Annotated in this window: 36 protein-coding genes; 31 read left to right on the top strand and 5 right to left on the bottom strand. The window is 46.0% G+C overall.

The window, feature by feature from the left end; translation table 11 throughout:
- Nucleotides 1–12: 12 nt before the first annotated feature.
- Complete coding sequence (locus RH88_RS14140) at nt 13–1,422, bottom strand: amidohydrolase (protein WP_040757978.1); 1,410 nt, start codon at nt 1,420–1,422, stop codon at nt 13–15.
- Nucleotides 1,423–1,763: 341 nt separating this feature from the next.
- Here RH88_RS14140 and rnr point away from each other — a divergent pair, with 341 nt between their 5' ends.
- The 30 genes from rnr to rplQ all read left to right on the top strand — a co-directional run bounded on the left by rnr (nt 1,764) and on the right by rplQ (nt 19,188).
- Nucleotides 1,764–4,232 (top strand): ribonuclease R, encoded by a 2,469-nt coding sequence (gene rnr, locus RH88_RS14135; RefSeq protein ID WP_005597137.1) that lies wholly within the window; start codon nt 1,764–1,766, stop codon nt 4,230–4,232.
- Nucleotides 4,233–4,256: 24 nt separating this feature from the next.
- Nucleotides 4,257–4,994 (top strand): 23S rRNA (guanosine(2251)-2'-O)-methyltransferase RlmB, encoded by a 738-nt coding sequence (gene rlmB, locus RH88_RS14130; protein WP_005597135.1) that lies wholly within the window; start codon nt 4,257–4,259, stop codon nt 4,992–4,994.
- Between the two features lie 547 nt (nt 4,995–5,541).
- A complete protein-coding gene (gene rpsJ / locus RH88_RS14125) occupies nt 5,542–5,853 on the top strand; it encodes a 30S ribosomal protein S10 (RefSeq protein WP_001181007.1) in 312 nt (103 codons plus the stop codon).
- Between the two features lie 14 nt (nt 5,854–5,867).
- Entirely contained in the window at nt 5,868–6,497 is a 630-nt protein-coding gene (gene rplC / locus RH88_RS14120) for a 50S ribosomal protein L3 (protein WP_005597133.1), read from the top strand.
- A gap of 17 nt (nt 6,498–6,514) precedes the next feature.
- Nucleotides 6,515–7,117: a 50S ribosomal protein L4 gene (gene rplD / locus RH88_RS14115; protein WP_005597132.1), complete on the top strand. Its 603-nt coding sequence runs from the start codon at nt 6,515–6,517 to the stop codon at nt 7,115–7,117.
- Entirely contained in the window at nt 7,114–7,416 is a 303-nt protein-coding gene (rplW, locus tag RH88_RS14110) for a 50S ribosomal protein L23 (protein WP_005597130.1), read from the top strand. The genes rplD and rplW overlap by 4 nt, the downstream gene beginning before the upstream one ends.
- A gap of 16 nt (nt 7,417–7,432) precedes the next feature.
- Complete coding sequence (gene rplB / locus RH88_RS14105; RefSeq protein ID WP_005597128.1) at nt 7,433–8,257, top strand: 50S ribosomal protein L2; 825 nt, start codon at nt 7,433–7,435, stop codon at nt 8,255–8,257.
- Between the two features lie 19 nt (nt 8,258–8,276).
- The gene (rpsS, locus tag RH88_RS14100; RefSeq protein ID WP_005597126.1) at nt 8,277–8,555 is read left to right on the top strand and encodes a 30S ribosomal protein S19; all 279 of its coding nucleotides are present in this window, start codon (nt 8,277–8,279) and stop codon (nt 8,553–8,555) included.
- A 10-nt stretch (nt 8,556–8,565) separates the two neighbouring features.
- Nucleotides 8,566–8,898 carry a 50S ribosomal protein L22 gene (rplV, locus tag RH88_RS14095; protein WP_005597124.1) on the top strand — a complete coding sequence of 111 codons (333 nt, stop codon included), beginning with the start codon at nt 8,566–8,568 and terminating at the stop codon, nt 8,896–8,898.
- A 19-nt stretch (nt 8,899–8,917) separates the two neighbouring features.
- On the top strand, nt 8,918–9,616 hold the full coding sequence (rpsC, locus tag RH88_RS14090; protein WP_005597122.1) for a 30S ribosomal protein S3: 699 nt from the start codon (nt 8,918–8,920) through the stop codon (nt 9,614–9,616).
- A gap of 11 nt (nt 9,617–9,627) precedes the next feature.
- Nucleotides 9,628–10,038 (top strand): 50S ribosomal protein L16, encoded by a 411-nt coding sequence (rplP, locus tag RH88_RS14085; RefSeq protein ID WP_005379577.1) that lies wholly within the window; start codon nt 9,628–9,630, stop codon nt 10,036–10,038.
- Nucleotides 10,038–10,229, top strand: coding sequence for a 50S ribosomal protein L29 (gene rpmC / locus RH88_RS14080; RefSeq protein WP_005597119.1), 192 nt, complete (start codon nt 10,038–10,040; stop codon nt 10,227–10,229). Before rplP ends, rpmC begins: the two co-directional genes overlap by 1 nt.
- On the top strand, nt 10,229–10,483 hold the full coding sequence (rpsQ, locus tag RH88_RS14075; RefSeq protein ID WP_005597117.1) for a 30S ribosomal protein S17: 255 nt from the start codon (nt 10,229–10,231) through the stop codon (nt 10,481–10,483). The genes rpmC and rpsQ overlap by 1 nt, the downstream gene beginning before the upstream one ends.
- Nucleotides 10,484–10,648: 165 nt before the next feature.
- Nucleotides 10,649–11,020: a 50S ribosomal protein L14 gene (rplN, locus tag RH88_RS14070; protein WP_004745883.1), complete on the top strand. Its 372-nt coding sequence runs from the start codon at nt 10,649–10,651 to the stop codon at nt 11,018–11,020.
- Nucleotides 11,021–11,031: 11 nt separating this feature from the next.
- A complete protein-coding gene (rplX, locus tag RH88_RS14065) occupies nt 11,032–11,346 on the top strand; it encodes a 50S ribosomal protein L24 (protein ID WP_005597114.1) in 315 nt (104 codons plus the stop codon).
- 14 nt (nt 11,347–11,360) lie between these two features.
- Entirely contained in the window at nt 11,361–11,900 is a 540-nt protein-coding gene (rplE, locus tag RH88_RS14060; RefSeq protein ID WP_005597112.1) for a 50S ribosomal protein L5, read from the top strand.
- Nucleotides 11,901–11,917: 17 nt separating this feature from the next.
- The gene (gene rpsN, locus RH88_RS14055) at nt 11,918–12,223 is read left to right on the top strand and encodes a 30S ribosomal protein S14 (RefSeq protein WP_005597110.1); all 306 of its coding nucleotides are present in this window, start codon (nt 11,918–11,920) and stop codon (nt 12,221–12,223) included.
- A 29-nt stretch (nt 12,224–12,252) separates the two neighbouring features.
- Entirely contained in the window at nt 12,253–12,645 is a 393-nt protein-coding gene (gene rpsH, locus RH88_RS14050) for a 30S ribosomal protein S8 (protein WP_005597108.1), read from the top strand.
- A gap of 10 nt (nt 12,646–12,655) precedes the next feature.
- A complete protein-coding gene (rplF, locus tag RH88_RS14045) occupies nt 12,656–13,189 on the top strand; it encodes a 50S ribosomal protein L6 (RefSeq protein WP_005597106.1) in 534 nt (177 codons plus the stop codon).
- A 9-nt stretch (nt 13,190–13,198) separates the two neighbouring features.
- Nucleotides 13,199–13,552: a 50S ribosomal protein L18 gene (gene rplR / locus RH88_RS14040; protein ID WP_005597104.1), complete on the top strand. Its 354-nt coding sequence runs from the start codon at nt 13,199–13,201 to the stop codon at nt 13,550–13,552.
- 14 nt (nt 13,553–13,566) lie between these two features.
- A complete protein-coding gene (rpsE, locus tag RH88_RS14035; protein ID WP_005597103.1) occupies nt 13,567–14,070 on the top strand; it encodes a 30S ribosomal protein S5 in 504 nt (167 codons plus the stop codon).
- A gap of 7 nt (nt 14,071–14,077) precedes the next feature.
- Entirely contained in the window at nt 14,078–14,254 is a 177-nt protein-coding gene (rpmD, locus tag RH88_RS14030; protein ID WP_000201159.1) for a 50S ribosomal protein L30, read from the top strand.
- 6 nt (nt 14,255–14,260) lie between these two features.
- On the top strand, nt 14,261–14,695 hold the full coding sequence (rplO, locus tag RH88_RS14025; protein WP_005597101.1) for a 50S ribosomal protein L15: 435 nt from the start codon (nt 14,261–14,263) through the stop codon (nt 14,693–14,695).
- A 20-nt stretch (nt 14,696–14,715) separates the two neighbouring features.
- The gene (gene secY, locus RH88_RS14020; RefSeq protein WP_005597099.1) at nt 14,716–16,050 is read left to right on the top strand and encodes a preprotein translocase subunit SecY; all 1,335 of its coding nucleotides are present in this window, start codon (nt 14,716–14,718) and stop codon (nt 16,048–16,050) included.
- Nucleotides 16,051–16,089: 39 nt separating this feature from the next.
- The gene (gene rpmJ, locus RH88_RS14015; protein ID WP_000868186.1) at nt 16,090–16,203 is read left to right on the top strand and encodes a 50S ribosomal protein L36; all 114 of its coding nucleotides are present in this window, start codon (nt 16,090–16,092) and stop codon (nt 16,201–16,203) included.
- Between the two features lie 148 nt (nt 16,204–16,351).
- Nucleotides 16,352–16,708, top strand: a complete 357-nt coding sequence (gene rpsM / locus RH88_RS14010; protein WP_005597097.1) for a 30S ribosomal protein S13 — start codon at nt 16,352–16,354, stop codon at nt 16,706–16,708.
- 18 nt (nt 16,709–16,726) lie between these two features.
- Nucleotides 16,727–17,116, top strand: a complete 390-nt coding sequence (gene rpsK / locus RH88_RS14005; RefSeq protein WP_005597095.1) for a 30S ribosomal protein S11 — start codon at nt 16,727–16,729, stop codon at nt 17,114–17,116.
- Between the two features lie 27 nt (nt 17,117–17,143).
- A complete protein-coding gene (gene rpsD, locus RH88_RS14000) occupies nt 17,144–17,764 on the top strand; it encodes a 30S ribosomal protein S4 (RefSeq protein WP_005597093.1) in 621 nt (206 codons plus the stop codon).
- Between the two features lie 24 nt (nt 17,765–17,788).
- The gene (locus RH88_RS13995) at nt 17,789–18,781 is read left to right on the top strand and encodes a DNA-directed RNA polymerase subunit alpha (RefSeq protein ID WP_005597091.1); all 993 of its coding nucleotides are present in this window, start codon (nt 17,789–17,791) and stop codon (nt 18,779–18,781) included.
- 26 nt (nt 18,782–18,807) lie between these two features.
- On the top strand, nt 18,808–19,188 hold the full coding sequence (gene rplQ, locus RH88_RS13990; protein ID WP_005383141.1) for a 50S ribosomal protein L17: 381 nt from the start codon (nt 18,808–18,810) through the stop codon (nt 19,186–19,188).
- A 99-nt stretch (nt 19,189–19,287) separates the two neighbouring features.
- Here rplQ and RH88_RS13985 read toward each other — a convergent pair whose 3' ends face one another.
- Nucleotides 19,288–19,773, bottom strand: coding sequence for a DUF2780 domain-containing protein (locus RH88_RS13985; RefSeq protein WP_005597089.1), 486 nt, complete (start codon nt 19,771–19,773; stop codon nt 19,288–19,290).
- A 93-nt stretch (nt 19,774–19,866) separates the two neighbouring features.
- Complete coding sequence (locus tag RH88_RS13980; protein WP_005597087.1) at nt 19,867–20,487, bottom strand: BamJ family beta-barrel-assembly machinery protein; 621 nt, start codon at nt 20,485–20,487, stop codon at nt 19,867–19,869.
- 231 nt (nt 20,488–20,718) lie between these two features.
- Here RH88_RS13980 and RH88_RS13975 point away from each other — a divergent pair, with 231 nt between their 5' ends.
- On the top strand, nt 20,719–21,279 hold the full coding sequence (locus RH88_RS13975; protein ID WP_005597085.1) for a LysM-like peptidoglycan-binding domain-containing protein: 561 nt from the start codon (nt 20,719–20,721) through the stop codon (nt 21,277–21,279).
- 26 nt (nt 21,280–21,305) lie between these two features.
- On the opposite strand, the gene RH88_RS13970 is transcribed toward RH88_RS13975, so the two are convergent.
- Together RH88_RS13970 and RH88_RS13965 are read right to left on the bottom strand one after the other, a co-directional pair.
- The gene (locus RH88_RS13970; RefSeq protein ID WP_005597083.1) at nt 21,306–22,166 is read right to left on the bottom strand and encodes a DMT family transporter; all 861 of its coding nucleotides are present in this window, start codon (nt 22,164–22,166) and stop codon (nt 21,306–21,308) included.
- Nucleotides 22,166–22,636 (bottom strand): GNAT family N-acetyltransferase, encoded by a 471-nt coding sequence (locus tag RH88_RS13965; protein WP_005597082.1) that lies wholly within the window; start codon nt 22,634–22,636, stop codon nt 22,166–22,168. Before RH88_RS13965 ends, RH88_RS13970 begins: the two co-directional genes overlap by 1 nt.
- Nucleotides 22,637–22,652: the final 16 nt, after the last annotated feature.

Here is a 22,652-nt window from a genome sequence, read left to right as displayed (position 1 = left end):
GAAAGCAGGGGATTATTGAACGACTTCACCTGATTCGATAACCGTTTTACGCACCACATCGGTAAACTCAAGTGCTTCTTTACGGATTTGGTCTTCGTCTACCGTTAGGATTTGACGATCTTTCATCAGCAGTTTGCCATCCACAATTGAGTGGCGCACGTTGGCTGAGTTTGCTGAGTAAACCAGCGCTGAGTATGGGTTGTAAACTGGAACCATGTTAGGTGCTTTGGTATCGATAACGATGATATCCGCCAGCTTGCCAACTTCGAGAGAACCAATTTTGTCTTCCATGTGCAGTGCTTTTGCTGCGCCCATGGTTGCCATATCAATGACTTTTAGTGGTGGCATCGCCGCACGGTCTTTGTTCACTAGCTTATGAACTTTGGCGACTTGGTTGAACTCGTCGATGGTGCTTAGCGTGTTGCCAGACATTGGGCCATCAGTACCTAGGCCGATACGCACATCTTCGTCATACATTTTCAGCGCAGGAGAAACACCTTTGGCTGATTTGATGTTCGCACTCATATTGTGTGCCACACCCATATCTGATTTTTTCACCAACTCGATGTCATGCTCATCAACCAGAATCATGTGTGCGCCGACTAAGTTTTTGTTTAGTGCGCCAATGCTTTCCATGTAAGCCACTGGTGATAGGCCGTTTGAACGCTCCGCAATCACCTGTTGTTCACGGTCTGATTCTGCCAAGTGCATCATCACCGGGACATCTTTCTCTAGAGAAAGCTTTGCCACCTTCTGCAGTGTTTCAGTGGTGTTGGTGTATGGGCCGTGTGGGGCAAAAGCGGGTGTAATGCGAGGGTGATCTTTGTACTGCTCAATAAAGTTCAGCGTGTAATCGATACCAGCATCAGCATTCTTCGCAGAAGCAACAGGGAACTTGATGATGGTTTCACCTAAGATCGCGCGCATACCAATTTTATCAACGGTTTTGGCTACTTCATCTTCAAAGTAGTACATGTCAGCGTAAGTGGTTACGCCACCTTTTAGCATTTCAACGTTACCAAGGTTGGCACCGATACGCACCATATCACGAGAAACCAGTTTCGCTTCTAGTGGGAAGATGTAGCGGTGTAGGCGATCTGGCACGTCATCCGCAAGTGAACGGAAGACGGTCATTGATACGTGGGTGTGCGTGTTGATAAGGCCTGGCATAACGATATCGCCATCCACATCCAACACGTTATCCGCTTGGTATTTTTTCTCTAACGACTCATCGCCGACTGCGATGATTTTGTTGTCTTTAATAACCACTGTACCGTTTTCGTAAACGGTTTTGTCTTGGTTCATGGTTAGAACCATGGCATCAGTGATGATCAGATCGGCTTGTTCTGCTGCTTGAGAAAAAGCAGAGAATAGACCTAAGCTTGCAATCGCAGTAGCTAATAGAGTGCGTTTCATAGAGATAATCAAACCTAAAAAGGGGGAATAGGAAGTTGGCGCAGAATATCGCAACAAGTCATACTTATTGCAATCGTTTGCTTTATTGGTTACATCCAAGTGTGATCTGGATCATTATTTGGCTGTGGGGTGAATTTTGATAAATATGCACCCCTTTTATCTGGGTGATTATTGGCCTGCAAAGGGCTGCGGAGTCGCAAGTTATTCGCCATGTGCGAGCTCTCATGGCACTGGTAAGTTATGAAAACTTCGAATCTATTTAGTCTTTTTGTAACCACTTCGCTGTAGCTTATGCCATGACTCGGATATACTAGCCGTATACCTTCCTTGCTAAGTTGGGCTTGCTTATGTCAGACCAAATCCAAAACGATCCCTTTGCTGATCGTGAATCACAAAATTACGACAATCCTATTCCAAGCCGTGAGTTTATTCTCGAGTTCTTGAAACAGGCCGGCGTTCCGATGAACCGCAATGACCTGTTTGAAGCACTTAAGCTTCAAGGTGAAGAGCAATATGAAGGCTTACGTCGTCGCCTACGAGCGATGGAGCGTGATGGTCAATTGGTCTTTACTCGTCGTCAGTGTTACGCATTGCCTGAAAAACTAGAGATGGTAAAAGGCTATGTGATTGGTCATAAAGACGGCCATGGCTGGGTTCGCCCAGAAGGCAGTACCGGCAAGGATAACGACATCGTGCTGCCGCACCACCAAATGAAAAACATCATTCACGGTGATTTTGTTTTGGTGCAACCGACGGACAACTCAAAACGTGGTCGCAAGGAAGGCCGTTTGGTTCGCGTACTTGAAGAACGTAAAACGCAAATCGTCGGTCGTTTCTTCTTAGAATATGGCTACTCATACGTAGTGCCAGATGATTCTCGTATTTGCCAAGATATCTTGATCCCTAACGAGCACAAGTCTACGGCGCGCATGGGTAATGTGGTTGTGATTGAAATTACCGACCGCGGTACACGTTCACGCGGCATGATGGGCCAAGTGGTCGAAGTGTTAGGTGAGAAAATGGCGCCGGGCATGGAAACGCAAATTGCGATTCGTACCCACCAGATCCCACATGAGTGGCCAGAAGCGGTCGATAAACAAATTGAACACCTGGGCGAAGAAGTTCCTGAAGAGGCGAAAGCTGGCCGTGTTGATTTGCGCCAATTACCATTGATGACTATTGATGGTGAAGACGCACGAGACTTCGATGACGCAGTATTCTGTGAAGCGAAAAAAGGCGGCGGCTGGCGCTTATGGGTCGCGATTGCTGATGTGAGCTACTACGTTCGTCCAGAAACCGCATTAGATAAAGAAGCGATTAACCGTGGTAACTCGGTTTACTTCCCTTCGCAAGTTGTTCCTATGCTGCCAGAAGTGCTTTCAAATGGTCTGTGTTCTCTCAACCCGCAAGTTGATCGCTTGTGTATGGTATGTGAGATGACGATTTCTGCGACGGGTAAGCTATCGAGCTATAAGCACTATGAAGGTGTGATGAACTCGCATGCTCGCCTGACCTACAACAAAGTGGGCGCAGTATTAGATGGCGATGAAGAGTTGCGTCAACGTTACGCACCTTTAGTGCCGCATCTTGAAGAGCTACATAAGATGTACAAAGTGCTGAAAAGTGCTCGTGATAATCGTGGTGCGATTGAATTTGAAACGGTTGAAACTAAGTTCATCTTCAACGCAGAGCGTAAGATCGATCGTATTGAGCCGGTGATTCGTAATGATGCGCATAAGCTAATCGAAGAATGTATGATTCTGGCTAACATCGCTTCAGCATCATTGGTAGAGAAAGCTAAAGAAGCCGCGTTGTACCGTATTCATGAAACTCCGGGTGAACTGCGTCTGCAAGGTTTCCGTGACTTCCTGGGCGAGCTTGGTTTGAATCTTGGCGGCGGCTTAGAGCCATCACCAACCGATTACGCGGACTTGGTAAAACAGATTGCTGAGCGTCAAGATAAAGAGCTGATCCAAACTATGCTGCTACGCTCAATGAAGCAAGCGGTCTACAGTGCGGATAACTGTGGTCACTTTGGCTTAGCACTCAAACGCTACGCGCACTTTACTTCACCGATCCGTCGTTACCCAGACTTACTACTTCACCGTGCAATCAAATACCTGATTGCTAAAGAAGAAGGGCGTAACCAAGATCGCTGGACACCAACCGGTGGTTACCACTATTCGTTTGATGATATGGATTTCTACGGTGAGCAATGTTCGATGACCGAGCGTCGTGCGGATGATGCGACACGTGAAGTATCGGATTGGCTGAAATGTGAATACATGCAAGATCACGTCGGCGATGAGCTTGAAGGTGTGATTGCCAATGTGACCAGTTTTGGTTTCTTTGTCCGTCTAACAGAATTGCATATCGATGGTTTAGTGCATATTTCGTCACTGGCGAATGACTACTATCACTTTGACCCAGTAGGTCAAAGACTTATCGGTGAAAGCTTCGGTGCTATCTATCGTTTAGGTGATGCGGTTAAAGTAAAAGTTCAGGCCGTAAATCTGGATGACCGCCAAATTGACTTTGCATTAGTTGAAACAAGTCGTAAGCTACGCGGCGAAGGCAAGACGGCTAAAAAGCGTGCGGTCGAAGCTCAGCTTAAAGCGAAAGCGAAAAAACGCGCAGCGACCGGTGGCCGAGAGGATCGCAAAGCAAAACCTGCGATTGAGCCAACCAAGGCACCAGTAAAAGCTGAAGCCAAAGGTGAAGTGAAAAAGCCGAAGGTGAAAAAAGCGCGTAAGAAAAAACCGCACAGCAATTCCAAAAAGGGAAAGCGCAGTAGCACTAAGAGCAAGAGCGAATAGTCGTTTCAACAACAGGTTTAGAAAATGAGTAACGAATTTCTTTATGGCATCCATGCTGTAAAAGCAGTACTGGAACGCGAGCCGGAACGTTTTATTGAAGCGTACGTGCTAAAAGGTCGTCAAGACGATCGCTTAATGCCGATTTTGAATGAACTGCAACGCTGCGGTGTATCGATTCAACAGATGGGACGTAAAACACTGGATGACAAAGCACAAGGTGCGAATCACCAAGGTGTTATTGCCCGCGTTAAACCAGCTAAGCAGCTGAATGAAAATGATCTCGATGACATCATCGATCAGCATGAAGCGCCACTACTGTTGGTGCTTGATGGCGTGACTGATCCGCACAATCTGGGTGCGTGTCTACGTAATGCTGATGCTGCTGGTGTGGCTGCGATCATTGTACCTAAAGACCGTTCAGCACCAATGACCGCGACAGTAAGTAAAGTGGCCTGCGGCGCTGCGGAAATTGTGCCGCTGATCCGTGTGACTAACCTTGCTCGTACCATGCGTGCGCTGCAAGAGAAGGGCGTTTGGTTTGTTGGTACTGCTGGTGAAGCAACGCATGATATCTACCAAGCGAAATTGACTGGTCCACTGGCAATCGTTATGGGTGCAGAAGGCGATGGTATGCGTCGCTTAACTCGCGAAACCTGCGATGACTTGATTAAGATCCCAATGGCGGGAACGGTATCGAGCCTTAACGTATCAGTGGCATCAGGCATCTGCTTGTTTGAAGCGGTTCGTCAGCGTAGCTTATAAAACGAAGTTGCCGGAGTGATAGCACAAGAGTTTCACGTCGAAAGGCAAAATTGAGCAGCGCAAACTCACCATGAGTTTGACGAAAAGGGAAGGGGGTGTGTCGCTATTTAAGCGCACATCCCTTTTTATTCTCCATTTCTCTATTCTCGCTTCTCGTCTCTCAATTCTTTTCTTCTCTCGCCTCTCAACCTGGCCAAGATTATTTTTCACTCGCCTCTTGAAGTTAAAACTGTGATCTGTATAATGCCTCGCACTGGTTAAGCCAGTTGTGAACCAATGAGCAGTGAGGAGCTGATAAATCTTCGATTTATTAGGTAATGTAGACTCAGCTTATGTTCGCGGTTAATACAATTAGGTATCTATTCTTCGGAATAACTGCTTTTAGAGGTGACTCTTTAAGCGGGGGTGGTTAATCGAAAATTAACTGACAATGCGTCCTAATCTTGGATGCTACGGTTTCACATAAATCAATCGGCATTCTCTCGCCTTACGCGAGTTTGAGTGGCGATATTGTTTGTGTAATATTTACTAATTGGAGCTCTGTCTCATGCAGAACCAACGTATCCGTATCCGCCTTAAAGCGTTCGATTACAAGCTAATCGATGCTTCAACAGCGGAAATCGTTGAAACAGCTAAGCGCACAGGCGCACAGGTTCGTGGTCCAATCCCACTACCTACTCGTAAAGAGCGTTTCACAGTTCTTATCTCTCCACACGTTAACAAAGATGCACGTGATCAGTACGAAATTCGTACTCACAAACGTCTAATCGACATCGTTGAGCCAACAGACAAAACTGTTGATGCTCTGATGCGTCTAGACCTAGCTGCAGGCGTTGACGTTCAAATTAGCCTAGGTTAAGGGAGATTAGAATAATGATTGGTCTAATCGGTCGTAAAGTGGGCATGACCCGCGTATTTACTGAAGACGGCGTTTCTATCCCAGTAACTGTTGTTGAAGTTGAAGCAAACCGTGTAACTCAAGTTAAATCTCTTGAGACTGACGGTTACGCAGCAATTCAAGTTACAGCTGGAACTAAGAAAGCTAACCGCGTTACTAAACCAGAAGCTGGTCACTTTGCTAAAGCAGGTGTTGAAGCTGGTCGTGGTCTTTGGGAATTCCGTTTGGAAAACGGTGAAGAGTTTGCAGTTGGCGCTGAGCTAACAGTTGAACTATTCAACGAAACTAAAAAAGTAGACGTTACTGGTACATCTAAAGGTAAGGGCTTCCAAGGCGCTGTTAAGCGTTGGAACTTCCGTACTCAAGATATGACTCACGGTAACTCATTGTCTCACCGTGCACCGGGTTCAATTGGCCAATGTCAAACTCCAGGTCGCGTGTTTAAAGGCAAGAAAATGGCAGGTCACATGGGTGCTGAGCGTGTAACGACTCAAAACCTAGAGATCGTACGTGTTGACGCTGAGCGCAATCTGCTTCTTATTAAAGGTGCAGTCCCAGGCGCAACTGGCGGCAACGTGATCGTTAAACCAGCTATTAAAGCATAACGTCTCAGGAGTAAGTAATGGAACTTATGGTTAAAGGTGCTGATGCACTGACTGTTTCTGAAACTACTTTCGGACGTGAGTTTAACGAAGCTCTGGTACACCAAGTAGTTGTTGCGTACGCAGCAGGTGCTCGTCAAGGTACTCGCGCTCAAAAAACACGTTCAGAAGTTTCTGGCGGTGGCGCTAAGCCATGGCGTCAAAAAGGTACTGGCCGTGCACGTGCTGGTACAATCCGTAGCCCAATCTGGCGTTCGGGTGGTGTTACTTTTGCTGCGAAACCTCAAGATCACAGCCAAAAAGTAAACAAGAAAATGTACCGCGGTGCTATGAAGAGCATTCTTTCTGAGCTAGTTCGTCAAGAGCGTCTAATCGTTGTTGATAACTTCTCTGTAGAAGCTCCAAAAACTAAAGAGCTAGTAGCTAAGCTTAAAGAGCTTGAGCTTAACGATGTACTAATCGTAACTGGCGAAGTAGATGAGAATCTATTCTTAGCAGCTCGTAACCTATACAAAGTTGACGCACGTGATGTTGCTGGTATTGATCCAGTATCTCTAATTGCATTCAACAAGGTTCTAATGACTGCTGATGCAGTTAAGCAAGTTGAGGAGATGCTAGCATGATCACTGAAGAACGTATCCTAAAAGTTCTACGTGCTCCGCACATCTCTGAAAAAGCAACTATGGCTGCAGAGAAAGCGAACACTATCGTTTTCAAAGTAGCTAAAGATGCAACTAAGAAAGAGATCAAAGCAGCTGTAGAAAAGCTATTTGAAGTTGAAGTTAAGTCTGTAAATACTCTTATCACTAAGGGTAAGACCAAACGTCAAGGTCTACGCCAAGGTCGCCGCAGCGACGTTAAGAAAGCGTACGTTACTTTGAACGAAGGTCAAGATCTTGACTTTGTTGGCGGCGCGGAATAACAGGAGTAGTTGAGAAATGGCTATTGTTAAATGTAAGCCGACTTCCCCTGGTCGTCGTCACGTAGTTAAAGTTGTTAACGCTGACCTACACAAGGGTAAGCCTTACGCACCTCTTCTAGAGAAAAACTCTAAGAACGGCGGTCGTAACAACAACGGTCGTATTACAGTACGTCACATCGGTGGTGGTCATAAGCAACACTACCGTTTGATTGACTTCAAACGTACTAAAGACGGTATCCCAGCGAAAGTTGAACGTCTAGAATACGATCCAAACCGTAGCGCTAACATCGCTCTAGTTCTGTACGCAGACGGTGAGCGTCGTTACATCCTAGCACCTAAAGGTGTTAACGCAGGTGATGCAATCCAGTCTGGCCCAGATGCGGCAATCAAAGCTGGTAACGCTCTTCCAATGCGTAACATCCCAGTAGGTTCAACTGTACATAACGTTGAACTTAAACCTGGTAAAGGTGGTCAGCTAGCTCGTTCGGCTGGTGCATATGCTCAAATCGTTGCTCGCGACGGTTCATATGTAACTATCCGTCTACGTTCTGGCGAAATGCGCAAAGTATTGTCTGAAGGCCGTGCAACAATCGGTGAAGTAGGCAACTCTGAGCACATGCTACGTGAACTTGGTAAAGCTGGTGCTTCACGCTGGCGCGGCGTACGTCCAACCGTACGTGGTGTAGTAATGAACCCGGTTGATCACCCACACGGTGGTGGTGAAGGTCGCACATCTGGCGGTCGTCACCCTGTATCACCATGGGGTATGCCTACTAAAGGCTTCAAGACTCGTAAGAACAAACGCACTGACAAGTACATCGTACGTCGTCGTAACAAATAATCTATAAAGAGGAATCGCCATGCCACGTTCTCTCAAGAAAGGTCCTTTTATTGACCTACACTTGCTGAAGAAGGTAGAGAAAGCGGTGGAAAGCGGAGACAAAAAGCCTGTTAAGACTTGGTCCCGTCGCTCAATGATCATCCCTACGATGATCGGTTTGACCATCGCTGTCCATAATGGTCGTCAGCACGTACCAGTTTTCGTTACCGAAGAAATGATCGGTCACAAACTAGGTGAATTCGCACCAACTCGTACTTACCGTGGCCACGCTGCGGATAAGAAAGCTAAGAAGCGTTAAGGAGTAAATGATGGAAGCATTAGCTAAACATAACTTTGCTCGCATTTCTCCTCAGAAAGCTCGCTTAGTGGCAGACCAGATTCGTGGTAAATCAGTTGATCAAGCTCTAGAAATCTTGACGTTCAGCAACAAAAAAGCTGCTGAACTAATCAAGAAAGTTCTTGAATCAGCTATCGCGAACGCGGAGCACAACGAAGGTGCAGATATCGACGATCTAAATGTCGCTAAAATCTTCGTAGATGAAGGCCCAACCATGAAGCGTATTATGCCTCGTGCTAAAGGTCGTGCGGATCGTATCTTGAAGCGTTCAAGCCACATCACTATTGTTGTAGCAGATCGCTAAGAGACTAGGAGAGTAAGCAATGGGTCAAAAAGTACATCCAAATGGTATTCGTCTAGGCATCGTTAAGCCTTGGAATGCTACATGGTTTGCTAACACCAAAGATTTCGCTGACAACCTAGACGGCGACTTCAAGGTACGTCAGTTCCTTACAAGCGAACTGAAAAAAGCATCACTATCACGCATCGTTATCGAACGTCCTGCGAAAAGCATCCGTGTGACTATTCACACTGCTCGTCCAGGCGTAGTTATCGGTAAAAAAGGCGAAGACGTAGAGAAACTACGTGCAGCTGTAGCAAAAATCGCAGGTGTACCAGCGCAAATTAACATCGCTGAAGTACGTAAGCCTGAGCTTGATGCTCAACTTGTAGGTGATAGCATCGCGTCTCAACTAGAGCGTCGCGTTATGTTCCGTCGTGCTATGAAGCGCGCGGTACAAAATGCTATGCGTCTAGGCGCTAAAGGCATCAAAGTGCAAGTAAGCGGCCGTCTTGGCGGCGCTGAAATCGCACGTGCTGAGTGGTACCGTGAAGGCCGTGTGCCTCTACACACTCTACGTGCTGACATTGATTACGCAACTTCTTCGGCTCACACCCAATACGGTGTGATCGGCATTAAAGTTTGGATCTTCAAAGGTGAGATTCTAGGCGGTATGCCAGCAGCTAACGCTGTGGAGCCGAAAGGCGATAAGCCTAAGAAGCAGCGCAAAGGCCGTAAGTAAGGAGTCGACAGATGCTACAACCTAAACGTACTAAGTTCCGTAAGGTTCAGACAGGTCGTAACCGTGGTCTAGCTAAAGGTACTGATGTAAGCTTCGGCGAATTCGGTCTTAAAGCTGTTGGCCGTGGTCGTCTAACTGCTCGTCAAATTGAAGCGGCACGTCGTGCAATGACACGTCACGTTAAGCGTCAAGGTAAAATCTGGATCCGTGTGTTCCCAGACAAACCAATCACAGAAAAACCACTTGAAGTTCGTCAAGGTAAGGGTAAAGGTAACGTTGAGTACTGGGTAGCCCAAATCCAACCTGGAAAGGTAATGTACGAAATGGGTGGCGTTCCTGAAGAATTGGCACGTGAAGCGTTCCGCCTAGCGGCACGTAAACTGCCATTCAAGACGACATTTGTAACTAAGCAGGTGATGTGATGAAAGCACAAGATCTACGCGAAAAAAACGTTGAAGAGCTTAATGCTGAGCTTTTGACTTTGCTACGTGAACAGTTCAACTTGCGTATGCAAGCTGCGACTGGTCAACTACAGCAAACTCATACTCTAAAAGCTGTACGCCGTGATATCGCACGTGTGAAAACTGTTTTGACTGAAAAGGCAGGCGCATAATGAGCGAAGTAAAACGTACTCAACAAGGCCGTGTTGTTAGCGACAAGATGGACAAGTCTATCGTTGTTGCAATCGAACGTTTCGTAAAACACCCGATTTACGGTAAATTCGTTCGCCGCACGACTAAAGTACACGCACACGACGAGAACAACGAATGTGGCCTAGGCGACAAAGTTGAAATCGCTGAGTGTCGTCCACTGTCTAAGACTAAGTCTTGGACTTTGGTAAGCGTTCTAGAAAAAGCGAAAGGTTAATCCCTAGCTAATTCTATGAAACGAAACGGCTCCAAAAAATATTTTGGGGCCGTTTATTTTTTGACTACCCAATCACAAAAAAGGGTGGTACAATTCGCGTCCCTTTTAAAGAGGCAGCCCGACCCGTGATGGGTCTAGTTATTAATATTTAGCGGAGCACTAACAATGATCCAAATGCAAAGTACACTTGACGCTGCAGATAACTCTGGTGCGCGCAAGGTAATGTGTATTAAGGTCCTGGGTGGTTCTCACCGCCGTTATGCACATATCGGTGACGTCATCAAGGTTACAGTGAAAGAAGCAATTCCTCGCGGTAAAGTTAAAAAAGGTGATGTTCTGAAGGCGGTAGTAGTGCGCACCCGTAAAGGCGTTCGTCGCCCAGACGGTTCTGTCATTCGCTTCGACCGTAATGCTTGCGTATTGCTTAACGACAATACAGAGCAACCAATCGGTACACGTATCTTTGGCCCTGTGACACGCGAACTTCGTGGCGATAAATTCATGAAGATCGTTTCACTTGCTCCAGAAGTTCTGTAAGGAGCGCTATAATGGCAGCTAAAATCCGTCGTAATGACGAAGTAATCGTTCTTGCTGGTAAAGACAAAGGCAAGAAAGGTAAAGTAACTAAGGTTCTAGCAACTGGTAAAGTTGTTGTTGAAGGTATCAACCTAGTTAAGAAACACCAAAAACCTGTTCCTGCTCTAAATATCCAAGGTGGTATTGTTGAGCAAGAAGCAGCTATTGATGCTTCTAACGTTGCAATCTTTAACGCAGCAACTGGTAACGCGGACCGAGTAGGTTTCCGTTTTGAAGAAGGCAAAAAAGTGCGTTTCTTCAAGTCTAACGGTGAAACAATTAAGTAATTTGGAGTTCTACTATGGCGAAACTGCATGATTACTACAAGTCGTCTGTAGTCGCTGAACTGACCAAAGAGTTCAGCTACACAAGCGTCATGCAAGTCCCTAGAATCGAAAAGATCACCCTAAATATGGGTGTGGGTGAAGCAATCAACGATAAGAAACTGCTAGAAAACGCAGCAGCTGATATGGCAACGATCTCTGGTCAAAAGCCACTTATCACTAAAGCGCGTAAATCTGTTGCAGGTTTCAAAATCCGTGAAGGCTACCCAATCGGTTGTAAAGTAACCTTGCGTGGCGAACGTATGTGGGATTTTCTTGAGCGTTTGATTAACATCGCTCTACCACGTGTACGTGACTTCCGTGGTGTTAGCGCTAAGTCTTTTGACGGACGCGGTAACTACAGCATGGGCGTTCGCGAGCAAATCATCTTCCCGGAAATCGACTTTGATAAAGTTGATCGTGTACGCGGTCTTGATATTACTATCACGACGTCAGCTGGCACAGATGCGGAAGGCCGAGCTCTGCTGGCTGCCTTTAACTTCCCATTCCGTAAGTAAGGTGAAGGGTTACTGTTATGGCTAAAAATTCGATGAAAGCACGTGAAGCTAAACGTGCAAAACTAGTAGCTAAGTTCGCTGAAAAGCGTGCTGCGCTAAAAGTTATCATTAGCGATGTAAACGCATCTGAAGAAGCTCGTTGGGAAGCAGTTCTTAAACTGCAATCACTTCCACGTGATTCAAGTGCATCACGTCAGCGCAACCGTTGCAACCAAACTGGTCGCCCACACGGTTACCTGCGTAAGTTCGGTCTAAGCCGTATTAAAGTTCGCGAAGCTTGCATGAAAGGCGAGATTCCTGGACTTCGTAAGGCTAGCTGGTAATTGCCACTTAATCATTTGGAGTAAATCTTATGAGCATGCAAGATCCGATTTCGGATATGCTGACCCGCGTTCGCAACGGTCAGGCAGCAAACAAAGTTGCTGTAAAAATGCCTTCTTCAAAGCTTAAAGTTGCTATTGCTGCATTACTTAAAGCTGAAGGTTACATCGTAGACTTCGCTGTTAACAGCGAAGCTAAACCTGAGCTAGAAGTTACTCTTAAGTACTTCCAAGCTAAACCAGTTATCGAGCAACTTAAGCGTGTTTCTCGTCCAGGCCTACGCGTTTACAAGAAGAAAGATTCTCTTCCTTCTGTAATGGGTGGTCTAGGTGTTGCTATCGTTTCAACTTCCAAGGGTCTTATGTCAGACCGTGCTGCGCGTAAAGCAGGTCTTGGTGGTGAAATCATCTGTTACGTTGCCTAAGGAGTAGACTATGTCTCGTGTTGCTAAAGCACCTGTCGCTATTCCAGCTGGCGTAGAGGTGAAACTAAACGGCCAAGAAGTTACTGTAAAAGGTGCTAAAGGCGAACTAACTCGCGTTCTTAACAACGCAGTTGTTATCGCTCAGGAAGAAAACAACCTTACTTTCGGTCCACGTGAAGGTGTTGTAAACGCATGGGCACAAGCAGGTACTGCTCGTGCACTAGTTAACAACATGGTAATCGGTGTGACTGAAGGCTTTGTGAAGAAGCTAACGCTTAAAGGTGTAGGTTACCGTGCTGCTATCAAAGGCAACGCTGTAGGTCTAACACTAGGCTTCTCTCACCCTGTTGAGCATGAACTGCCAGCGGGTATTACAGCTGAATGTCCAAGCCAAACTGAAATCATCATTACTGGTTGCGATAAGCAAGTAGTAGGTCAAGTTGCGGCTGATATTCGTTCTTACCGTGCTCCTGAACCTTACAAAGGTAAAGGTGTTCGTTACGCAGATGAAAATGTGCGTACCAAAGAAGCTAAGAAGAAGTAAGGTAACACTATGGATAAGAAAGCATCTCGCATCCGTCGTGCTACACGTGCACGTCGTAAGATTGCAGAACTTGGTGCAACTCGCCTGGTAGTACACCGTACTCCTCGCCATGTTTACGCTCAAGTTATCGCGGCAAACGGCTCTGAGGTTATCGCAGCTGCTTCTACTGTAGAAAAAGCGATCCGTGAGCAAGTGAAATACACTGGTAACATCGATGCAGCTAAAGCAGTTGGTAAAGCTGTTGCTGAGCGCGCTCTTGAAAAAGGCGTGACTTCAGTTGCATTCGATCGTTCTGGTTTCCAATACCACGGTCGAGTAGCGGCGCTAGCAGATTCTGCTCGCGAAGCTGGTCTGAAATTCTAAGGTAGGGTTGGAAGATGGCTAAAGAACAACAAGTTCAAGCGAATGATTTGCAAGAAAAGCTAATCGCAGTTAACCGCGTTTCTAAAACGGTTAAAGGCGGTCGAATCATGAGCTTTACTGCACTAACAGTAGTTGGTGACGGTAACGGTCGCGTAGGTTTCGGTTACGGCAAAGCACGTGAAGTACCTGCAGCGATTCAAAAAGCAATGGAAAAGGCACGTCGTAACATGACTACGATCGCGCTTAACGAAGGTACTCTTCACCACCCAGTGAAAGGTCGCCATTCGGGCTCTAAAGTTTACATGCAGCCTGCTGCTGAAGGTACTGGTGTTATCGCCGGCGGCGCAATGCGTGCAGTACTTGAAGTTGCTGGTGTACACAACGTACTATCTAAAGCATACGGTTCTACGAACCCTATCAACATCGTTCGTGCTACGATCGATGCACTAGGTAGCGTTAAGTCACCAGAAATGGTTGCTGCTAAACGTGGTCTAACTGTTGAATCTATTTCGGAGTAAGAACACGATGGCAACTATTAAAGTAACTCAAACTAAAAGCTCAATTGGTCGTCTGCCAAAGCACAAAGCTACTTTGCGCGGTCTAGGCCTTCGTAAAATCAACCACACAGTAGAACTTGAAGATACTCCGTGCGTGCGCGGCATGATCAACAAGGTTTACTACATGGTTAAAGTTGAGGAGTAATCACAAATGCGTTTGAATACTCTATCACCGGCTGCTGGCTCTAAACATGCTCCTAAGCGTGTAGGTCGCGGTATCGGTTCAGGCCTAGGCAAAACTGCTGGCCGTGGTCATAAAGGCCAAAAGTCGCGTTCTGGCGGTAAAGTTCGTCCAGGTTTTGAAGGCGGTCAAATGCCTCTGAAACAACGTCTACCTAAATTCGGTTTCACTTCTCGTAAGAGCCTAGTGTCTGCTGAAATTCGTCTAGCTGAGCTAGCGAAAGTTGAAGGTGACGTGGTAGATCTAAACAGCCTTAAAGCTGCTAACCTAATCACTAAGAACATCGAGTTCGTTAAGATCGTTCTTTCTGGTGAAGTTAACAAAGCGATGACTGTTAAAGGTCTACGCGTGACTAAAGGCGCTAAAGCTGCAATCGAAGCTGCAGGCGGTAAAATCGAAGAATAATCTTCGAAGGAAAGGTACAGATGGCTAAAAAACCAGGACAAGATTTTAGTAGTGCGAAAAATGGATTGGCGGAGCTTAAATCGCGCCTTTTGTTTGTATTAGGTGCTCTTTTAGTATTCCGCGCCGGTTCATTCGTACCAATCCCTGGTATTGACGCTGCTGTACTTGCCGATTTGTTCGAACAGCAAAAAGGTACCATCGTAGAAATGTTTAACATGTTCTCCGGTGGTGCTCTTGAGCGTGCGTCTATATTAGCGTTGGGCATCATGCCGTATATTTCGGCTTCAATTGTTGTCCAACTGCTAACCGTAGTTCATCCAGCGTTAGCTGAACTCAAGAAAGAGGGTGAAGCAGGCCGTCGTAAGATAAGCCAATATACACGCTACGGCACGCTTGTACTTGCAACATTCCAAGCTATTGGTATTGCAACTGGCCTACCAAACATGGTCGATAATCTGGTTGTTATCAACCAAACCATGTTTACGCTAATTGCTACCGTAAGTTTAGTAACCGGTACCATGTTCTTAATGTGGTTAGGTGAACAAATTACAGAGCGCGGAATTGGTAACGGTATTTCGGTACTGATCTTTGCAGGTATTGTTGCTGGATTGCCTTCGGCAATCGGTCAAACAATCGAGCAAGCGCGTCAAGGTGAACTGCATGTACTTCTTCTGCTGTTGATTGCGGTACTTGCTTTTGCGGTAATTTACTTTGTTGTTTTCATGGAGCGTGGTCAACGTCGTATCGTTGTAAACTACGCGAAGCGTCAACAAGGTCGTAAAGTATTTGCTGCGCAAAGCACTCACTTGCCACTTAAAATTAATATGGCAGGTGTTATTCCAGCAATCTTCGCATCAAGCATTATCCTGTTCCCAGGAACATTGGCGCAGTGGTTTGGTCAAAATGGTGAGAGCAGCGCGTTCGGTTGGTTAACTGACGTGTCTTTGGCTCTTAGCCCAGGTCAACCTCTGTATGTAATGCTTTATGCAGCAGCGATTATCTTCTTCTGCTTCTTCTACACGGCGTTGGTTTTCAACCCGCGTGAAACAGCAGATAACTTGAAGAAGTCTGGTGCATTCGTACCCGGTATCCGCCCAGGCGAGCAGACAGCGAAATACATTGATAAAGTGATGACACGTTTAACCCTAGCGGGTGCACTGTATATTACCTTTATCTGTCTGATCCCAGAGTTCATGATGGTCGCGTGGAACGTACGTTTCTACTTCGGCGGTACATCACTACTAATCGTAGTGGTTGTAATCATGGATTTCATGGCACAGGTACAGACTCATATGATGTCCCAACAGTATGATTCTGTGTTGAAAAAAGCGAATCTGAAAGGCTATGGCCGTTAATACGGCGGTAACCTCAGATTTCATTTACGGAGTTTAGCAATGAAAGTTCGTGCTTCCGTTAAAAAAATCTGCCGTAACTGTAAAGTAATCAAGCGTAACGGTGTCGTTCGCGTGATTTGCAGTGAGCCAAAGCATAAACAGCGCCAAGGCTAATCAGCAGAAATTTTTACTTGAAATGTAAGGTAGTGTCGAGTATATTCCTCGGCCTACCTTTTGCGTGCAAAAGAAGTAGTACTCCGCAGCGTATCCGAGACGGGCTTTGCTGCGGCTAATTCTTTTATGAAACACTATGGAGTGAATAATGGCCCGTATAGCAGGCATTAACATTCCTGATCAAAAACATGCTGTGATTGCACTAACGTCAATCTACGGCATCGGTAAGACTCGCTCAAAAGCTATCCTAGCTGAAGTGGGTATTGCTGAAGATGTTAAGATCAGTGAACTATCTGATGAACAGATCGATCAACTGCGTGATGGTGTAGCTAAATACACTGTAGAAGGTGATCTACGTCGTGAAGTATCTATGAACATCAAGCGTCTTATGGACCTTGGCTGTTACCGTGGTCTTCGTCATCGTCGCAGTCTACCACTACGTGGACAGCGTACTAAAACCAACGCTCGCACCCGCAAGGGTCCGCGTAAGCCGATCAAGAAATAGTCGGGAAGGTAGAGTACAATGGCTAAACAACCAACTCGCGCGCGTAAACGCGTTCGCAAACAAGTTGCAGACGGTGTTGCGCACATCCATGCTTCTTTCAACAACACAATCGTAACCATTACTGACCGTCAAGGTAACGCACTAGCTTGGGCTACTGCAGGTGGTTCAGGTTTCCGTGGTTCTCGTAAGTCTACTCCGTTCGCTGCACAGGTTGCTGCTGAGCGTTGTGCTGAAATGGCTAAAGAATACGGTCTAAAGAACTTGGAAGTTATGGTTAAGGGTCCAGGTCCAGGTCGCGAATCTACTGTTCGTGCACTGAACGCTGCTGGTTACCGCATCACGAACATCGTTGATGCTACACCAATCCCTCATAACGGTTGTCGTCCACCTAAGAAACGTCGCGTATAACGTTTCTAGGACAATTGGAGAAGAATCATGGCAAGATATTTGGGTCCTAAGCTTAAGCTTAGCCGTCGTGAAGGCACAGACTTATTCCTTAAGTCTGGTGTTCGTGCGATCGATACCAAGTGTAAAATTGATAACGCACCAGGTGTACACGGCGCTCGTCGCGGTCGTCTATCTGAGTATGGCGTTCAGCTTCGTGAGAAGCAAAAAGTTCGTCGTATGTACGGCGTTCTAGAAAAACAATTCCGTAACTACTACAAAGAAGCTGCGCGCCTTAAAGGCAACACAGGTGAAAACCTGCTTCAACTTCTTGAAGGTCGTCTTGATAACGTAGTTTACCGTATGGGTTTTGGTGCTACTCGCGCTGAAGCACGTCAGCTAGTTAGCCACAAAGCTATCGTAGTTAACGGTAAAGTTGTAAACGTTCCTTCTTTCAAAGTAGCGGCTAACGACGTTGTTGCAATTCGCGAGAAAGCTAAACAGCAATCTCGTATTAAAGCATCTCTAGAAGTTGCTGAACAACGCGAAAAACCAACTTGGATTGAAGTAGATGGCGGCAAGATGGAAGGTACATTCAAGCGTATGCCTGAACGTTCTGATCTGTCAGCTGACATCAACGAACAATTGATCGTCGAGCTTTACTCTAAGTAAGGTTTAAACTAAAGAGAGGACACAATGCAGGGTTCTGTAACAGAATTTCTTAAGCCACGTCTTGTTGACATCGAACAAATCAGCACGACACACGCAAAAGTAACTCTTGAGCCGTTAGAGCGTGGTTTCGGCCATACTCTTGGTAATGCACTTCGCCGAATTCTTCTATCTTCTATGCCGGGTTGTGCGGTTACTGAAGTTGAGATTGAAGGCGTTCTACACGAATACAGCACTAAAGAAGGCGTTCAAGAAGATATTCTTGAAATCCTACTGAACCTTAAAGGTTTGGCTGTACGCGTTGCCGAAGGCAAAGATGAAGTGTTTATTACGCTGAATAAATCAGGCTCGGGCCCTGTGGTTGCAGGTGACATCACCCATGATGGTGATGTAGAGATCACTAACCCTGAACACGTTATTTGTCACCTAACGGATGACAACGCTGAGATCGCTATGCGTATCAAAGTTGAACGTGGTCGTGGTTATGTTCCTGCTTCTGCTCGTATCCATACCGAAGAAGATGAGCGTCCTATTGGTCGCCTACTGGTTGACGCAACATACAGTCCAGTAGACAAGATTGCTTACTCTGTTGACGCGGCTCGTGTAGAGCAACGTACAGACTTAGACAAGCTTGTTATCGATATGGAAACGAACGGTACTCTAGACCCTGAGGAAGCAATCCGTCGTGCAGCTACTATCCTAGCTGAACAACTGGATGCGTTCGTAGATCTTCGTGATGTACGTGTACCTGAGGAGAAGGAAGAGAAGCCTGAATTTGATCCTATCCTACTGCGTCCTGTAGACGATCTTGAACTAACAGTTCGCTCTGCTAACTGTTTGAAAGCAGAAGCGATTCACTACATCGGTGATCTTGTACAGCGTACTGAGGTTGAGCTACTTAAAACGCCAAACCTTGGTAAAAAATCTCTTACTGAGATTAAAGACGTACTTGCATCACGTGGTCTGTCTCTGGGCATGCGCCTAGAAAACTGGCCACCAGCGTCTATCGCTGAAGATTAATCGATACTAGTTAGAAGGATTAGGTCATGCGCCATCGTAAGAGTGGTCGTCAACTCAACCGCAACAGCTCACATCGTAAAGCGATGTTCAGCAATATGGCTAGCTCTTTAGTACGTCATGAAGTTATCAAGACTACATTGCCTAAAGCAAAAGAGCTACGTCGCGTAGTTGAGCCTTTGATTACACTAGCTAAGACTGACAGTGTTGCTAACCGTCGTCTTGCATTTGCACGCACTCGTGATAACGAAGTTGTTGCAAAACTGTTTAACGAACTAGGTCCACGTTTTGCTGCTCGTCAGGGCGGTTACACTCGTATCCTAAAAGCTGGCTTCCGTGCTGGTGATAAAGCTCCAATGGCTTACATTGAGCTTGTAGATCGCCCAGCTGCTGAAGAAGCTGCTGAGTAATCAGGTTCGAAAGACAAAAAAAGCCGAGCATTAGCTCGGCTTTTTTATTGTCTGGAATTTAGGATTTAGACATTCTTGTCTATTTCACTTCTTAGCTGCTTAGTCAGCGCTTTTCCAAAGATCACCCAGTGAGCCTAGTAGGCCTTCACTTGCACCACTATCCCCTAGATATCCTAAAATGACAGGTACAAACTGATTGATCATCGATGGATCAAGACCTGCTTTTTCGAATACGCTTTTCACTGCATCCATGTTTTCAACTTTGCCTAGCAGGTTCTGTGCGTCAGGAATGTTCGATGACCAAGGGATCAGCGATTCCAGCTCAGAAAGGTCGCCTGAAGATAATTGATTTTCAGCGAGTGAAAACAACGCGTTGGTCCCTTTTAGCGCTTCTTCAGGAGACACATCAAGTTTTTGCGTTAGCAATTCAGTCATCGGTAGTGAATGACCAGCGACATCATATTTTTCTGAGACACTGCTGATCAAGTCGGTTGTATCTTTGCTGGTCACTGAGTCTAAGAATGAACTGGCATTCACGGTAGTGGCGAAGAGTAGCACTGCGAAACCGGCGGCACATTTTTTCATTGTTATATTCCTTTTACGTTGTTCGTCCCTATATTTTAGTTAAAAAAAAGCGACGCTGTGCGCCGCTTTTTCGATAACTAAGTTTTAACTCAATTATAGGATGTCTAGTAGTTCTACTTCGAACACAAGTGCTGCAAACGGAGGAATTGCAGCGCCAGCGCCACGCTCACCGTATGCAAGGTCTTGTGGGATGTATAGTTTCCACTTAGAGCCTACAGGCATTAGTTGAAGTGCTTCAACCCAGCCTTTGATTACGCCAGTTACTGGGAACTCAGCAGGTTGACCGCGAGATACAGAGCTGTCGAATACAGTGCCGTCAGTTAGTTCACCGTGGTAGTGTACGCGAACTTGCTTGTCAGACGTTGGGATCTCGCCAGTACCTTCAGTGATGATTTCGTACTGAAGACCAGATTCAAGCACAGTCACTTCTGGACGAAGAGCGTTGTCAGTTAGGAATACTTCACCGTCAGCCGCTGCCGCTTTTGCTGCTTCTTGACGAGCTGATTCAGCGCGAGTGTGAAGCTCTTGCAGTGCGTTGTTGATTTCGTCGATTTCGATCGCTGGCATGTCACCAGTTAGTGCAGTTGCAATGCCGGCAGCGATTGCATCTACATTAAGACCTTCAATACCAGAACCCGCTAGTTGCTGGCCCATTTGTAGACCAATACCGTAGCTTGCTTTTTGCTCTACAGTTTCAAATTTAACTTCAGACATGATGTCTCTCTTTCATCGCTATATAAAGTACCAAAGGATACCAGCATTAGTGCCTTGAGGAAACGTCAGCCCTGACACTTTGTTGCAGAGCGATTATAGTGAGAGCTAGGTCTTAATTTTTGCCACAAACGGTTAGTTTTGACAGCAGCATTACTTTCAGAGGCGAAATTCCCTATACTCAAGAAGAGTAGGTTTTTATACTTGGTACTCAGTTGTTTGGAGACAGGTTCAATGAATCGCCGTAAGAAAAAACCACAGCAAGTCGATTATGTTCAGTTGATGAAAGACAAGTTTGCTGAATTTGATTGGGCAAAGATCAAAGATGACACTCTTAGCCAGTGGGCACGTTTGCCTAAGTTGCACCAGCGCGGCTTAATGGTGTTAACGCCTTTGGTGTTGATTCTATTGGTGGTACCTTTCCCGCAGTCGGCTGATGAGCCACAACCAGAATCCAGTCAACGAGTCGCGATTGATATCAATACTCAAAGTCTCAGTGAGCAAGGTGAAGTGCAATCGCCGGAAACGCTCAGTGATGAGTGGAAAGAGTATACGGTGAAAAATGGCGATACTTTGGCACAAGTTTTCCGTTCTAATGGCTTGCCTATGTCGGATCTCAATGCCTTGGTTAAAGTTGAAGGTAGCGATAAGCCACTGAGCCGAATCAAAGCAGGTCAATTAGTGCGTTTTAAACTTGCACAAGATGGCTCTTTAGATATTCTGCAATTGGAAAAGTCCGCCCAATCGGTGATGTTTTTCCGTGTATCCGATGGTGGTTTTGGCCGCAGTAAGTAATTACTTACTCGCCAATGATGGCCTCGTTATAAATCTCTCTTTCGTCGTTGAATCAACTCCTTCAACGGCAAGAGCGGAATAATGATCAGCAATATTCCTAGCGCTGTCATGCTATCTGGAATTTCATTAAAGCCCCACACGCCAAGCAACACTACAAATACCAAACCAGAATACTCCGCCAAGGCGATTTGTCCGGCGGGGGCGGCCTTATAGGCTTTTACCGCCAAGCCATTGTAGAGCAAAATTAAGCCTGCACTGCAAGCAACCAGCAGCAGTGCCTGCCAGTCTAGAGGCTGCCAAGTTAAATACGCCAACAAAGCGGTTATTGGCAAGGAAATGAGTGAAGTCCAAAACAGAGCCGTAATCACGGTTTGTTGCGCCGGAAGTTTTCTTGCGAGTAGATTAAATAGCGCTAAGGTAATTGCAGTGCCGAGAGCAAAATAGCCCGCCCAGTGAAATTGTGAAGGCCGTAAGACAATCAGTACACCGATAAAGCCAATCATGGTTGATAGCGTTTTTCCCCATGGTGGTATCTCTTTCAATAACAATACGGACAGAGGTAGCATTAATAGCGGGGCTGCGTAAAAAATTGCGTTAGCGGTGGCTAAGGGTAAGTGAGTAACCGCTATCATCATACAACCACTGCCGATGATGATCAGCAATGCGCGAATAGTAATGATAGCTGGCGCCGTCAATGCCCGTTGTAGCTTGCTTTGTTTCAGCCACAGCGGCAATACGATGAGCACTGAAAATAACTGGCGCAGAAAAACATACTGAAAAGTTGAAATCCCCCCTTCGAGCATTTTGACCGCCACATCTGATAAAGAAGCGGCCAAATTACCAACGACTAATAACGTTATGGCGATCGTCGTGATCGACCAATTCATTATTGCGCCATTTCGCTTGTGACACTTATCTTCATATCAACATGGGGAATACCATCTTCTAGGTACATTGTTGATGTTTGCACAAAGCCATGTTGCTGATAAAAAGCAGTAAGGTGTTGTTGAGCGCCTATTTCGATTGCTTGATTTGGCCAAAGTTGCAGGCATTGTGCGATAGCTTGTTGTAATAAATGATGACCTAAGCCAGCGCCTCGCGCACTTTGTTTAGTGGCGACACGGCCAATACTGACACTCGGATAGCTGGTGCCCTGTGGTAATAAGCGCGCGCATGCCACCAACTGATTTTGCTGGTAACCAAGTAAATGCATCACGCCATCGAGGGTGTCTTTGTCATCCAGTTCAGGATATGGGCAGGTTTGTTCAACAACAAATACATCCACGCGTAACTTAAGTAATTGATACAACTCGTGGTTAGTAAGTTGTGCAAAGGGTATTGCTTTCCAAGTGATCATAGAAATCTTCGAATAA

The sequence above is a fragment of the Vibrio scophthalmi LMG 19158 genome, from assembly GCF_000222585.1.
GTDB lineage: Bacteria > Pseudomonadota > Gammaproteobacteria > Enterobacterales > Vibrionaceae > Vibrio > Vibrio scophthalmi.
Note: the sequence above shows the minus strand (reverse complement) of the source record. Positions and strands in the feature narration are given on the sequence as shown.

Bases quoted from the DNA above. Each gene is read 5' to 3' on its own strand.
- rplX (WP_005597114.1), top strand. From the start codon at position 11,032: ATGGCAGCTAAAATCCGTCGTAATGACGAAGTAATCGTTCTTGCTGGT.
- rplQ (WP_005383141.1), top strand. From the start codon at position 18,808: ATGCGCCATCGTAAGAGTGGTCGTCAACTCAACCGCAACAGCTCACAT.
- rpmD (WP_000201159.1), top strand. From the start codon at position 14,078: ATGGCAACTATTAAAGTAACTCAAACTAAAAGCTCAATTGGTCGTCTG.
- rpsJ (WP_001181007.1), top strand. From the start codon at position 5,542: ATGCAGAACCAACGTATCCGTATCCGCCTTAAAGCGTTCGATTACAAG.
- rpsC (WP_005597122.1), top strand. From the start codon at position 8,918: ATGGGTCAAAAAGTACATCCAAATGGTATTCGTCTAGGCATCGTTAAG.
- rplF (WP_005597106.1), top strand. From the start codon at position 12,656: ATGTCTCGTGTTGCTAAAGCACCTGTCGCTATTCCAGCTGGCGTAGAG.
- rplW (WP_005597130.1), top strand. From the start codon at position 7,114: ATGATCACTGAAGAACGTATCCTAAAAGTTCTACGTGCTCCGCACATC.
- rpsK (WP_005597095.1), top strand. From the start codon at position 16,727: ATGGCTAAACAACCAACTCGCGCGCGTAAACGCGTTCGCAAACAAGTT.
- RH88_RS13980 (WP_005597087.1), bottom strand. From the start codon at position 20,487: ATGTCTGAAGTTAAATTTGAAACTGTAGAGCAAAAAGCAAGCTACGGT.
- rpsS (WP_005597126.1), top strand. From the start codon at position 8,277: ATGCCACGTTCTCTCAAGAAAGGTCCTTTTATTGACCTACACTTGCTG.
- rpmC (WP_005597119.1), top strand. From the start codon at position 10,038: ATGAAAGCACAAGATCTACGCGAAAAAAACGTTGAAGAGCTTAATGCT.
- RH88_RS13970 (WP_005597083.1), bottom strand. From the start codon at position 22,166: ATGAATTGGTCGATCACGACGATCGCCATAACGTTATTAGTCGTTGGT.
- rplO (WP_005597101.1), top strand. From the start codon at position 14,261: ATGCGTTTGAATACTCTATCACCGGCTGCTGGCTCTAAACATGCTCCT.
- rpsD (WP_005597093.1), top strand. From the start codon at position 17,144: ATGGCAAGATATTTGGGTCCTAAGCTTAAGCTTAGCCGTCGTGAAGGC.
- rnr (WP_005597137.1), top strand. From the start codon at position 1,764: ATGTCAGACCAAATCCAAAACGATCCCTTTGCTGATCGTGAATCACAA.
- RH88_RS13965 (WP_005597082.1), bottom strand. From the start codon at position 22,636: ATGATCACTTGGAAAGCAATACCCTTTGCACAACTTACTAACCACGAG.
- rplV (WP_005597124.1), top strand. From the start codon at position 8,566: ATGGAAGCATTAGCTAAACATAACTTTGCTCGCATTTCTCCTCAGAAA.
- rpsE (WP_005597103.1), top strand. From the start codon at position 13,567: ATGGCTAAAGAACAACAAGTTCAAGCGAATGATTTGCAAGAAAAGCTA.
- rplB (WP_005597128.1), top strand. From the start codon at position 7,433: ATGGCTATTGTTAAATGTAAGCCGACTTCCCCTGGTCGTCGTCACGTA.
- rpsQ (WP_005597117.1), top strand. From the start codon at position 10,229: ATGAGCGAAGTAAAACGTACTCAACAAGGCCGTGTTGTTAGCGACAAG.
- rplE (WP_005597112.1), top strand. From the start codon at position 11,361: ATGGCGAAACTGCATGATTACTACAAGTCGTCTGTAGTCGCTGAACTG.
- rpmJ (WP_000868186.1), top strand. From the start codon at position 16,090: ATGAAAGTTCGTGCTTCCGTTAAAAAAATCTGCCGTAACTGTAAAGTA.
- RH88_RS13995 (WP_005597091.1), top strand. From the start codon at position 17,789: ATGCAGGGTTCTGTAACAGAATTTCTTAAGCCACGTCTTGTTGACATC.
- rpsN (WP_005597110.1), top strand. From the start codon at position 11,918: ATGGCTAAAAATTCGATGAAAGCACGTGAAGCTAAACGTGCAAAACTA.
- rpsM (WP_005597097.1), top strand. From the start codon at position 16,352: ATGGCCCGTATAGCAGGCATTAACATTCCTGATCAAAAACATGCTGTG.
- rplR (WP_005597104.1), top strand. From the start codon at position 13,199: ATGGATAAGAAAGCATCTCGCATCCGTCGTGCTACACGTGCACGTCGT.
- rplC (WP_005597133.1), top strand. From the start codon at position 5,868: ATGATTGGTCTAATCGGTCGTAAAGTGGGCATGACCCGCGTATTTACT.
- rplN (WP_004745883.1), top strand. From the start codon at position 10,649: ATGATCCAAATGCAAAGTACACTTGACGCTGCAGATAACTCTGGTGCG.
- rplD (WP_005597132.1), top strand. From the start codon at position 6,515: ATGGAACTTATGGTTAAAGGTGCTGATGCACTGACTGTTTCTGAAACT.
- secY (WP_005597099.1), top strand. From the start codon at position 14,716: ATGGCTAAAAAACCAGGACAAGATTTTAGTAGTGCGAAAAATGGATTG.
- RH88_RS13985 (WP_005597089.1), bottom strand. From the start codon at position 19,773: ATGAAAAAATGTGCCGCCGGTTTCGCAGTGCTACTCTTCGCCACTACC.
- rlmB (WP_005597135.1), top strand. From the start codon at position 4,257: ATGAGTAACGAATTTCTTTATGGCATCCATGCTGTAAAAGCAGTACTG.
- rplP (WP_005379577.1), top strand. From the start codon at position 9,628: ATGCTACAACCTAAACGTACTAAGTTCCGTAAGGTTCAGACAGGTCGT.
- rpsH (WP_005597108.1), top strand. From the start codon at position 12,253: ATGAGCATGCAAGATCCGATTTCGGATATGCTGACCCGCGTTCGCAAC.
- RH88_RS13975 (WP_005597085.1), top strand. From the start codon at position 20,719: ATGAATCGCCGTAAGAAAAAACCACAGCAAGTCGATTATGTTCAGTTG.